Origin of the sequence: Bradyrhizobium sp. STM 3566, assembly GCF_045571445.1 — a bacterium.
Taxonomy (GTDB): Bacteria; Pseudomonadota; Alphaproteobacteria; order Rhizobiales; family Xanthobacteraceae; genus Bradyrhizobium; species Bradyrhizobium vignae.
In genome coordinates, this window is the sequence record NZ_CP120692.1 from 5,165,348 (window position 1) to 5,176,521 (window position 11,174).

Sequence of the window (11,174 nt, forward strand, 5' to 3'; positions counted from 1 at the left end):
CGGTGGATCATCCGGCCGGCGACTACCGCTTAGTCCAATCGATGATCCGGCTCGGATCGGCGTCGAACTCCATGCTGCAGAACGCGCCGCCCTGGAAATAATCGCCGACCGGATCCGGCTTCAGCTTGGCCTGCTCGGCCATCGCGTGCTCGCGGAAATCCTCCGCGCGTCCCGTGGGGCGGTAGCCAAGTTCGTAGGCGCGACTGTTGTCCCACCAGGCGCGCTCGTTGAGGGAGGCGCCATAGAAGATTTCGAAATGGATGTCGGGATGTTCGAGCCCGATGCGGCAGAGCTGCACCAAATCGTCGGGCTTGAGCCAGATCGAGAGCCGGCGCTGGTCGAGCGGCATGTCGCCGAAATTGCCGATGCGCAGGCACGTGACTTTCAGCCCGTGCTTGTCGGCGTAGAGCGCACCGACCGCCTCGCCGAACACCTTGCTGACGCCGTAGCGGCCGTCGGGGCGCGGCGTGACGTCGGTGCTGATCTTGTGGTGGCGCGGATAGAAGCCGACCGCGTGGTTCGACGAGGCGAACACCACGCGCTTGACGCCCTTGCGGTAGGCCGCCTCGAACAGATTGTAGCCGCCGATGATGTTGGCCTGGAGGATTTGATCCCAGGTGCCTTCGACCGAATAGCCGCCGAAATGGATGATGCCATCGACGCCCTCGCAGATCGCCTCGCACTGCGCCAGATCGGCGAGATCCGCCGCCTTGAACTGCTCGTTCGCTCCGAGATCGGCCGGCGGCTTGATGTCGGACAGCAGGAGGTCCGGATAGATCGGCGGCAGCAATTTGCGCAGACGCGTTCCGATCCCGCCCGAAGCTCCCGTCATCAAGATGCGCATGTCGTTCCCCCGTCGTTGCAACCGATTTGCGGCCGTAGATATCTGATGCTAGCAGACTTGGACAGAGGGAACGCAACAACGAGAACCGCACATGAACGATGCATCGTCCCATAACCAAGGCTGGCGCCCGGCGACCTATTACCCTGACCCCGCGATAAGAGCACTCGATCCCCGCTTCGAAAAATACTGGCTGAAGCTTTCGGCGGTGGAGCGGCTGGCGACCGGCCTGCGCTGGGCCGAAGGGCCGGTGTGGTTCGGCGACGGGCGTTATCTGCTCTGCAGCGATATTCCAAACCAGCGTATCCTCAAATGGGAGGAAGAAACTGGCGCGGTCAGCGTGTTCCGCAAACCTTCCAACTTCGCCAACGGCAACACCAGGGATCGCCAGGGCCGGCTGATCACCTGTGAGCATGGCGGCCGTCGCGTGGTGCGCACCGAATATGACGGCAGCATCACCGTGCTGATGGATCAATTCAACGGCAAGCGGTTGAACTCGCCGAACGATGTCGTCGTTAAATCGGACGGCTCGATCTGGTTCACCGACCCGACCTTCGGCCTGCTCGGCAATTACGAGGGCTACAAGGCCGAGCCCGAGATCGAGCCGAACGTCTACCGGCTCGATCCCGCGACCGGCAAGGCGACCATCGTCGCCGAGGGTGTGCTGGGGCCGAACGGGCTGTGCTTCTCGCCCGACGAGAAGATCCTCTATGTCGTGGAATCGCGTGGGGTGCCGAACCGAAAGATCCTCGCCTATGACGTCTCGCCTGACGGCACCACGATCTCGAACAAGCGCGTTCACATCGACGCAGGTCCCGGCACGCCCGACGGCATGCGCTGCGACATCGACGGCAATCTCTGGTGCGGCTGGGGCATGGGCGATCCCGAGCTCGACGGCGTCGTCGTGTTCGCGCCCGACGGCGTCATGATCGGCCGCATCGCCCTGCCCGAACGCTGCGCCAATCTCTGCTTCGGCGGCGTCAAGCGCAACCGCCTATTCATGGCGGCGAGCCAGTCGATCTATGCGCTGTATGTGAACACGCAGGGCGTGGGGGGATAGGCTCTCCACCGTGACGGTCTCGTAGGGGGGCAAGACGAAAAGCGTGCCCACCTTTCTTACTCGTCGCAAGAAAGATGGTGGGCACGTCACGCGAAGAGCGCGCCTTTGCCCATCTTACGAGATCCCTCTTCCGTCATTGCGAGCGAAGCGAAGCAATCCAGACTGTCTCCGCGGAAGGATTCTGGATTGCTTCGCTTCGCTCGCAATGACGAAACGAAAACGCCGGAGCGGTTTCCCGCTCCGGCGCTTTGTTCGTTCGGTCGCTGAAACTTACGCCGCGTTGAAGCCGGCGACCGCCTTCACTTCGAGGAAGTCCTCGAGGCCGTACTTGCCCCACTCGCGGCCGTTGCCGGACTGCTTGTAGCCGCCGAACGGCGCGGTGCGGTCGTTGGGTGCGCCCTGGAGGTTGACGTTGCCGGCGCGGATCTGGCGCGCGACGCGCTTGGCGTCATCGACCGTCGGGCCCGAGACGTAGCCGGCGAGACCATAGGGCGTGTCGTTGGCGATGCGCACGGCGTCGGCTTCGTCCTTGGCGCCGATGATGGTCAGCACCGGTCCGAAGATTTCTTCGCGGGCGATCGTCATCTCGTTGGTGACGTCGGCGAAGATGGTCGGACGGACGTAGAAGCCCTTGTTGACGCCCTCGGGCAGGCCCGGGCCGCCGGCGACGAGCGTTGCGCCTTCGTCGATGCCCTTCTTGATCAAGGCCTGGATCTTGTCCCACTGGCCGCGATTGACGACCGGACCGATGGTGGTGCCTTCGCCGCGCGGATCGCCGGCCTTGGTCTTGTCGGCGACGGCCTTCGCGATCGCGGCGACTTCCTTCATCTTCGACAGCGGCACGATCATGCGCGAGGGCGCGTTGCAGGACTGGCCGGAGTTGTTGAACATGTGCATCACGCCGCCGGTCACTGCCTTCTGCAGGTCCGCGCCTTCGAGGATGACGTTCGGCGACTTGCCGCCGAGTTCCTGACTGACGCGCTTCACGGTGGGAGCCGCGCGCTTTGCCACGTCGATGCCGGCGCGGGTCGAGCCGGTGAAGGAGATCATGTCGATATCGGGGTGCTCGCTCATGGCGGCGCCGACCTCGGGCCCGAGACCATTGATGAGATTGAACACGCCCTTCGGCACGCCGGCCTCATGCAGGATTTCCGCGAAGATCAGCGCCGAGGTCGGGGTGAACTCCGACGGCTTCAGGATCATCGTGCAGCCGGCGGCGAGCGCAGGCGCGACCTTGCAGGCGATCTGGTTGAGCGGCCAGTTCCAGGGCGTGATCATGCCGACCACCCCGATCGGCTCGCGCAGCACCATGGCGGTGCCGACCGGCTCCTCGAAATAATAGTTCTTGAGCACGTCGAGCGTGGTCATCAGATGGCCAAGGCCAGCGCCGGCCTGCAGCTTCTCCGCCATCGGCAGCGGCGCACCCATCTCGTCGGAGACGGCGGCACCGATTTCCTTCAGACGGCCCTTGTAGATCTCGATGATTTTAGACAGCAGCGCGACGCGCTCCTCGCGGCTGGTCTGGGAGAACGTCGCAAAAGCGCGCTTGGCGGCCGCGACCGCCTTGTCGACATCGGCCTTGGAGCCCAGCGCAACCTCGTACATCGCCTCTTCCGTCGCCGGATTGATCACGGCGGTGGACTTCTTGACGGCGGGATCGACCCAGGCGCCGTCGATGTAGAATTGCATGCGATTGACCATCGTTAACCTCTTCTTGGGGGCTTGGAGGGGGCGTTTCGGCAGGCATCCTTGCACGAAAGCGCCGGCAGTTGAACCCGCCATATGCGGGGCCAGCGTTGCGGCGAGCGGAGGTTATATGAGCCGATGGCGGGAGCGAGGCAAGCGCGGCTCGGCTCAGCGTCGCGACATTTCATGTCGCGCCTTGTCCGGGACACGAGATCAGAGCGCGTGCAAACACTCGCTTGCCCCGGACGTAGCGCAGCACTTCCCTGGCGATGCGAAGCATCGTCCAGTTCAGTGATGCGCTGCAGAGCCGGGGCCCATGCAGGCAGTTACCTCGACTACACCGCCATCTTCCGATGCAGCACCGGCGCGCCGGTGGTGAGGCTCTCGGCCGCATCGATGATGGCATTGGCATCGATACCGTAATGCCGATACAGGTCAGCGATGGTGCCGGTCTGGCCGAACTGCTCGATGCCGAGCGCCTCGACGCGATGGCCGCGGACGCTGCCGAGCCAGCCGAGCGCGGCAGGATGGCCATCGATCACGGTCACGATGCCGCAGTCGCGCGGCAGCGGCGCCAGCAGTTTCTCGATGTGGCTCAGATGCTGCAGACCGCGACGGTCGCGGCGCAATTTCCGTGCGGCGGTCCAACCGGCATGCAGCCGGTCGGCCGAGGTGATCGCGAGCAGGCCGACGTCGCGGCGGCTCTCGCCGATGAAGCCGGTCGCCTCGATGGCCTCGGGCGCGACTGCGCCGGTATAGGCGATCACGACCTCGGCATTCGGGCCCGGCTTGCGCAGCCAATAGGCGCCATCCGTGATGCCCTGCCTCAGCTCCGGCGTCATGATCCGCTGCGCCTGCTCGATGCTGCGCGTGGAGAGGCGCAAGTAAACCGAGCCGCCCTCGCCTGGATCGCGCTGCATGTGGTCAAAGCCGAAAGCCATGATCACGGCGAGCTCGTCGACGAAGGCCGGCTCGAACGAGGCGAGCCCATCCTGCGCCATGCCGATCAAGGGCGTTGCGATCGACTGATGCGCGCCGCCCTCGGGCGCGAGCGTGATGCCGGACGGCGTCGCCGCCACCATGAAGCGTGCATCCTGGTAGCAGGCATAGTTCAGCGCATCGAGACCCCGCTCGATGAAGGGATCGTAGAGCGTGCCGACCGGCAGCAGGCGCTCGCCATTGATCTGGTGCGACAGGCCGAGCGCCGAGAGCATGATGAAGAGGTTCATTTCGGCAATGCCGAGCTCGAGATGCTGGCCCTTGGGCGAAGCATCCCAGTTATAGGTCGATGGAATTTTCTCGCTGCGGAATAAGTCCGCTTTCTCCGCGCGGGCGAACAGGCCGCGCCGGTTCACCCACGGGCCGAGATTGGTGGAGACGGTGACGTCGGGCGAGGTCGTGACGATACGCTTTGCCAATTCGCTGTCGCTGCGCGCGATCTCGTTCAGCACGAGGCCAAAGCCCTGCTGGGTCGACATCTGCGGCGATGGCTTGAACGTGAGTTGGGGCACCTCGACGACGGGAGCCGTCAGCCGGCGGCCGTCCTGATTGAACGGCACCCGCGCGAGGAAAGCTTCCAGTTCGGCCGCATCCTGCGTCAGCCCTTCGAACTTGTCCCATTCATGGCCGGGCCGGATGTTCTGGCTGTCGCGATACTTCTCCATCTGCGCGACGGTCATCAGGCCGGCGTGGTTGTCCTTGTGGCCCTGGAATGGCAGGCCGACGCCCTTGATGGTGTAGGCAATGAAGCAGACGGGGCGATCGTGGTCGATGGAGTCGAAAGCCTCCAGCATGCTCGCCATATCGTGGCCGCCGAGATTCGACATCAGCGCCAGCAGCTCCTCGTCGCTGCGCTTGTCGATCAGTTTGGTGATCGGGCCCTGGTCGCCGATCTCGTCGTGCAGATGCTTTCGGAAGGCAGCACCGCCCTGGAAGCACAGCGCCGCATAGAGTGCGTTCGGGCAATTGTCGATCCAGCGCTTGAGCGCCTCGCCGCCTGGTTCCGCAAATGCCTCGCGCATCAGGCGGCCGTATTTCACGATCACCACGTCCCAGCCGAAATTGCGGAACATGGTCTCGAACTTTTCCCAGAGCCCCTCGCGCACGACGGCGTCGAGCGACTGGCGGTTGTAGTCGACCACCCACCAGGTGTTGCGCAGGCCGTGCTTCCAGCCCTCGGCAAGCGCTTCGAAGATGTTGCCCTCGTCCATCTCGGCATCGCCGACGAGGGCAATCATCCGCCCCTCGCGGCGATCCTTCATCCAGCCGTGTGCCTTGACGTAGTCCTGCACCAGCGAAGAGAACAGCGTCTGCGCGACGCCGAGGCCGACCGAGCCGGTGGAGAAATCGACGTCGTCGACGTCCTTGGTGCGCGAGGGATAGGACTGCGCGCCCTTGAAGCCGCGAAAGTGCTCCAGTTTCTCGCGGGTCTGGCGGCCGAACAGATACTGGATGGCGTGGAACACCGGGCTCGCATGCGGCTTCACCGCGACGCGATCCTCAGGGCGCAGCACATGGAAATACAGCGCCGACATGATGGTCGCGAGTGAGGCGGACGAGGCCTGGTGGCCCCCGACCTTGAGGCCATCCGCATTGGGACGAACATGGTTGGCGTGGTGGATGGTCCAGGAGGACAGCCACAGCGTCTTGCGGGCGAGCGCGGTCAACGTGTCGAGACGGGCGGAATCAACGGGCATGGCGATGCTCCGGGAAATATGCACCGATCATACGCCTGCGAGCCGCGTCAAACTTCTCAATTTTTCGCGCCATACCCACCGATTTTGGGATATTTTACCAATGTAGTGCCGCAAGATGCAGGTTCCATCCCAATGCCCGAGCTCGACGCCATCGACCGCAAGATCCTCAGCCACCTCCAGAACGACAGCCGCCTGACCATGCAGGAGCTCGCCGACAAGGTCGGGCTCTCGGTCTCGCCCTGCCACCGCCGGGTCAAGCTGCTGGAGGAGCGCGGCGTCATCTCGCGCTACGTCGCGACCGTGGATCAGAAGGCGCTGGGGCTGCATGTCAGCGTCTTCATCTCGATCAAGCTGGCGCGGCAGAAGGAGGAGGACCTCAACCGCTTCGCCCGTGCCATCTCCAAATGGGACGAGGTCTTGGAGTGCTATCTGATGACCGGCAATCGCGACTATCTGCTGCGCGTCGTCGCTGCCGACCTCGCCTCCTACGAGACATTCCTGAAGACCAAGCTGACCCGGCTCGACGGCATCGCCTCGATCGAATCGAGCTTTGCGCTGAGCCAGGTGAAGTATTCGATCGCACTGCCGGTGTGATGGCCGTTGGTCACCGCTCTTGTCCGCCGAAGCCTTGGCGAAGACGGATGCGGGGGAGGGAGCGCACTGCCGCTGCGGCTACACCATCATCGCCACGGCTGCACGATGATCTTGGTGTGGGCTTCAGGGTTGGCGAGATCCGTGAAGGCTTTCGCGACGCCGTCGATGCCGACCTTCGCCGTCACCATCGCCGCCGCATCCACCTGCCCCTCGGCAATCAGCCGAAGTGACGCCGCGAATTCCTCCGGCGTGTAGCCGAGCACGTATTGCACATTGAGCTCCTTCATGATGCCGAGCATCGGCTCGCTTCTGTCGGTCTCCATGCAGACGCCGACCACGACGATGCGCGCATCGCGCGGGGCACCTTCGAACACCTGCTGGAGCAACCCGGGCACGCCGACACATTCGAAGATGATCGCGGGCTTGAGCGCCGGCTGCATGGCCTGGAACGGGGACCGCGCCGCCTTCTCGGCTTCCGACATCTGCGCGTGCTCCGCCCAGGTCGCGTAGGGCTGCGAAACTCTGGGATCGACGACGATGTCGGCACCCAGCTTTGCCGCCAGCGCGCGACGCGCCGGGGAATAATCGGCAGCGACGATCGGATGCAGGCCCCTGATCTTGAGTGCGGCGATCACCGCGAGCCCGACGGGGCCGCAGCCGATCACGAGCGGCACTTCGCCGCCGCTTATATTGGCTTTGGCGACGGCGTGGACGCCGACCGCCAGCGGCTCGGTGAGCGCGGCGTGCTCCGGCGCAAGTCCGTTGGGCACCTCGAGCAGCAGCGCTTCACTCAGCAGCATCGCCTCCGCATAGCCACCGACGTTGTCGTTGGAATAGCCGATGCCTTCGACACCCCCAGGTGTCACCAGCGCCGGCAGCGAGCAGACGTGTGTGCCCCGCTTGAGCCTGCGTGCCGTGCCGGGACCGTAATCGACGATCTCGCAGCAGAACTCGTGCCCGAACACGACGTCACGGCTAAGGTCCATCGGCTTGCGCCCGACTTTCCGCGCCATCTCGACCATGCGGGGGGCGTGCTGACGTGCATGCAAATCGGAGCCGCAGATGCCGCAGGCGAGCGTCTTGACCAGGACCTGACCATTGCCGGGTTTCGGCTCAGCGATCCGATCGACGACAATCTCTCCGTTCCTGAAAATCGCGGCGCGCATCGGGCTCCTCCCTCATCGTTGGAGCCTTTGATAGCACGAAGTGGAAACCGCGATATTGCGTCAGGCGTTCGGGGAGCGCTCTTCCAGAACCAGGAGCTGGGCGCGGCGGACGCGCTCGCGATGGGCGATGTAGAGACCGCTCGCGACGATGAAGGCCGCGCCGACGATGGTCCAGATGCTCGGCACCTCGCCGAAGATGAAGAAACCGAGAATGCTGACCCACAACAACTGCGAGTAGGAAAACGGCGCCAGCACCGAAGCATCGCCATAGCGATAGGCCAGCACGACGATCCACTGACCGGCGGTCGAGGCAACCCCGATGAAGATGCCGAGTGCGATCGCGGTCCAGGATGGCGTCACCCAGACGAACGGCACGATTGCGGTGAGGATCGCAAGGCCGGTCAGCGAGGAATAGGCCATGGTGGTGACGACGGCTTCCCGCCCGCTCATCATCCGCGTCAGGATCAGCGTGCCGGCCCAGCAGGCCGCGGAGACGACGGGGAAGAACGCCGCTGGATGAAACGCGCTGGTGCCCGGGCGCAGGATGATCAGCACGCCGACGAGGCCGAGCGCGGTCGCGAACCAGCGGCGCATGCCGACCTTCTCGCCGAGGAAGACGATCGAGAGCGCAGTGACGAACAGCGGCGCGACGAAGCCGGTGGCGGACGCCTCCGCGATCGGCAGGAAGCCGAGGCCCGTAATGAAGAACAACGAGGAGCCGAGCAGCACCGCGCCGCGCATCACGTGCAATCCGGGACGCTCGGTGCGCATCGCGTAGTACGGCGAGGACCGCAGCATCACCGGCGTGAAGATCAGCGCGAAGGTGAGGAAGCGGATCCAGGTGATCTCGATCGAAGGCAGGCTGGTCGAGAGATATTTCGCGGCGGTGTCGGACAAGCCGAGAAACACGGTCGAAAGCAAGATCAGTGCGATGCCCTTGAAGGGATGGTCGACGCGCGCAGGTGCGCGGCGGCCGACATGCTTCTTCTCGGGGACGGGCACGGAAATACTGTCGAGCCTTGCGGCTGCGGCTGGCGGCGGGGTCACGGCTGGAACTCGGGAAAAAAGCGAATCGAGCGTCTCTAAAAAACGACAAATGCGCCGCGTTCACAACTTCCGAAAACAGGATGCCGATATGCGCTGATCGCCGCGCGCGTCAATGCTCCATTAATGTCAATGCTCCATTAATAATGCGCGTTTGCTGCACTACAACATGGGCAGGCTGCGCGGCTGCGGCCCGCGCGGAAACGCCGCATCGAGCGCCGCAATCTCCTCTTTCGTCAGCACGAGATCGCCAGCCTCCGCGTTTTCCCCGGCGTGTTCCGCGGATGACGCCTTCGGGATCGCAAACACCGTAGTCGCACGGGTGAGGAAGCTCAGCGCGACCTGACGCGGCGTCGCACGACGCGCCTCCGCGATGCGCGCGAGCACCGCGCCGCCCCTGCTGTTGCTCGCCGGAAAATCGTCGTGACCGAATGGCGAATAGGCGACGACGGCCACGCCATGCTGCACGCACCACGGGATCACGGCATGCTCGATGGCGCGTTCCTTCAGATGATAGAGCACCTGATTGCAGGCGATCCGCCCTTCGCCGGAGACAGCGAGAATCTCGTCCAGATCGTCGGCATCGAAATTTGAGACGCCCCAGGATTTGACTTTGCCTGATTTCACCAGTTCCTCGAATGCCGCGACGGTGTCTTCCAGCGGATAGGAACCGCGCCAGTGCAGCAGGTAGCAATCGAGACGATCGGTCTTGAGCCGCTTCAGCGAGCGCTCGCACGCCGTGATGGTTCCCCGGCGCGAGGCGTTGCTCGGCAGCACTTTTGAAACGAGGAACACCTCATCGCGCCGGCCTGCAATCGCATCCGCAATGACGAGCTCGGCATCGCCATACATTTCGGCAGTGTCAATATGAGTCATGCCGAGATCGAGCCCGCGCTGAAGCGCCGCGATCGCGCGCTTGCGGTCGCCGTGGTCGAGATACCAGGTGCCCTGCCCGATGACGGAAACGTTGGCGCCGGTCTTGCCGAAAGGGTTTGTGTTCATGTTTATTCCTTCAGGTGCTCTAGAGACCGCTGATATCCGCGACCAGCACGCTGCCGGTCGAGGACTCCGTGATATAGAGCCGATCCTTGTTTTCGCCACCAATCGCCACATTGGTGCAATTCGGTCCCGCGCAGGACTTGATCCGCGCGATCAGTTCGCCGTTGGGCGCGAATACGAAGACGTGGCCGAGCGAAGCGTGGCCGACGAACAGCCGGCCCTTGGCATCCATGGTCATGCCATCGGGGCCGCTGGTGCCGAACAGCGAGCAGAAGCGACCGACCTTCGACACGCTGCCATCCTTCATGAACGGCATCCGCCACACCGCGTTGTCGCGCGTCATGGCGACGAACAGCACGGTCTCGGTCGGGTCGAGCACGAGGCCGTTCGGGCTGATGCCGGTGTCGATCAGGCAATCGAGCCGTCCATTCGATGCGAGCCGATAGACCCGGCCGCTGGGATCATGCAGGCCGGTCTGGCCCTGGTCGGTGAAATAAATGTCGCCATTGGACGCAAGGTGCAGGTCGTTGCAGCCGCGGAACGATTCCGAATTGCGCGCGGTCAGGATGGGCTTGACGCGCCCGGCTCTGGCATCGAACTCCATGATGCCGTGCATGTAGTCGGCCACCAGGATGCGGCCGCCAGCTGCGATCTTCAGCCCGTTCGGCCAGCCCTCATATTCGACTACGAGCGACCAATCGCCATCGGGCGCGATACGGAAAATGCGACCGAAGGGAATGTCGACGATGTAGAGATTGCCGTTCCTGTCGAAGGATGGCCCCTCGATGAAACTGTCGGTCGGCACATTCGGTCGGTTGGCGTCGGCCCAATCTGTCCGCTCGCCCTTGCGGCGGAATTTGTCGGGCATCGCGGAAAACAGCCTGGTCTCGATCAGGCGCGGCGGCGTTTCCAGGTACATGATTGTTATTATGGATGTTGAGGCGGAGCGCGGCAGCATAGGGCACAATCGGGGGCGCGTCGATTGGGGCGGGGCATGGCCGCCCCGCCCTCACTGTCATTCCCCGCGAAGGCGGGGAATCCAGTACGCCGCAGCTTCTCGATGACCCACTGCCGTCTCGGAGTACTGG

At 64.0% G+C, this 11,174-nt stretch carries 9 protein-coding genes; 2 read left to right on the plus strand and 7 right to left on the minus strand.

What is annotated here, in order from left to right; translation table 11 throughout:
* Positions 1–22: 22 nt before the first annotated feature.
* A complete protein-coding gene (locus P6U27_RS24865) occupies positions 23–844 on the minus strand; it encodes an NAD-dependent epimerase/dehydratase family protein (protein WP_407192749.1) in 822 nt (273 codons plus the stop codon).
* A 91-nt stretch (positions 845–935) separates the two neighbouring features.
* Here P6U27_RS24865 and P6U27_RS24870 point away from each other — a divergent pair, with 91 nt between their 5' ends.
* Positions 936–1,901, plus strand: a complete 966-nt coding sequence (locus P6U27_RS24870; protein ID WP_407192750.1) for an SMP-30/gluconolactonase/LRE family protein — start codon at positions 936–938, stop codon at positions 1,899–1,901.
* A gap of 270 nt (positions 1,902–2,171) precedes the next feature.
* Here the strand turns inward: P6U27_RS24870 and P6U27_RS24875 are convergent, their stop codons facing one another.
* Positions 2,172–3,602: an aldehyde dehydrogenase family protein gene (locus tag P6U27_RS24875; RefSeq protein ID WP_407192751.1), complete on the minus strand. Its 1,431-nt coding sequence runs from the start codon at positions 3,600–3,602 to the stop codon at positions 2,172–2,174.
* A 320-nt stretch (positions 3,603–3,922) separates the two neighbouring features.
* The gene (locus P6U27_RS24880; protein ID WP_407192752.1) at positions 3,923–6,283 is read right to left on the minus strand and encodes a transketolase; all 2,361 of its coding nucleotides are present in this window, start codon (positions 6,281–6,283) and stop codon (positions 3,923–3,925) included.
* Between the two features lie 132 nt (positions 6,284–6,415).
* Here P6U27_RS24880 and P6U27_RS24885 point away from each other — a divergent pair, with 132 nt between their 5' ends.
* Complete coding sequence (locus P6U27_RS24885; protein ID WP_027571162.1) at positions 6,416–6,877, plus strand: Lrp/AsnC family transcriptional regulator; 462 nt, start codon at positions 6,416–6,418, stop codon at positions 6,875–6,877.
* Between the two features lie 86 nt (positions 6,878–6,963).
* Here P6U27_RS24885 and P6U27_RS24890 read toward each other — a convergent pair whose 3' ends face one another.
* From P6U27_RS24890 to P6U27_RS24905, 4 genes are all read right to left on the minus strand, one after another.
* Positions 6,964–8,043 carry a zinc-binding dehydrogenase gene (locus P6U27_RS24890; RefSeq protein WP_122404364.1) on the minus strand — a complete coding sequence of 360 codons (1,080 nt, stop codon included), beginning with the start codon at positions 8,041–8,043 and terminating at the stop codon, positions 6,964–6,966.
* A 60-nt stretch (positions 8,044–8,103) separates the two neighbouring features.
* Positions 8,104–9,090 carry a DMT family transporter gene (locus P6U27_RS24895; RefSeq protein ID WP_407192753.1) on the minus strand — a complete coding sequence of 329 codons (987 nt, stop codon included), beginning with the start codon at positions 9,088–9,090 and terminating at the stop codon, positions 8,104–8,106.
* 159 nt (positions 9,091–9,249) lie between these two features.
* Entirely contained in the window at positions 9,250–10,089 is an 840-nt protein-coding gene (locus tag P6U27_RS24900) for an aldo/keto reductase (protein WP_407192754.1), read from the minus strand.
* Positions 10,090–10,108: 19 nt separating this feature from the next.
* Positions 10,109–11,005: an SMP-30/gluconolactonase/LRE family protein gene (locus tag P6U27_RS24905; RefSeq protein ID WP_407192755.1), complete on the minus strand. Its 897-nt coding sequence runs from the start codon at positions 11,003–11,005 to the stop codon at positions 10,109–10,111.
* Between the last annotated feature and the right edge of the window lie 169 nt (positions 11,006–11,174).

Bases quoted from the DNA above. Each gene is read 5' to 3' on its own strand.
- P6U27_RS24875 (WP_407192751.1), bottom strand. From the start codon at position 3,602: ATGGTCAATCGCATGCAATTCTACATCGACGGCGCCTGGGTCGATCCC.
- P6U27_RS24865 (WP_407192749.1), bottom strand. From the start codon at position 844: ATGCGCATCTTGATGACGGGAGCTTCGGGCGGGATCGGAACGCGTCTG.
- P6U27_RS24870 (WP_407192750.1), top strand. From the start codon at position 936: ATGAACGATGCATCGTCCCATAACCAAGGCTGGCGCCCGGCGACCTAT.
- P6U27_RS24885 (WP_027571162.1), top strand. From the start codon at position 6,416: ATGCCCGAGCTCGACGCCATCGACCGCAAGATCCTCAGCCACCTCCAG.
- P6U27_RS24905 (WP_407192755.1), bottom strand. From the start codon at position 11,005: ATGTACCTGGAAACGCCGCCGCGCCTGATCGAGACCAGGCTGTTTTCC.
- P6U27_RS24900 (WP_407192754.1), bottom strand. From the start codon at position 10,089: ATGAACACAAACCCTTTCGGCAAGACCGGCGCCAACGTTTCCGTCATC.
- P6U27_RS24890 (WP_122404364.1), bottom strand. From the start codon at position 8,043: ATGCGCGCCGCGATTTTCAGGAACGGAGAGATTGTCGTCGATCGGATC.
- P6U27_RS24880 (WP_407192752.1), bottom strand. From the start codon at position 6,283: ATGCCCGTTGATTCCGCCCGTCTCGACACGTTGACCGCGCTCGCCCGC.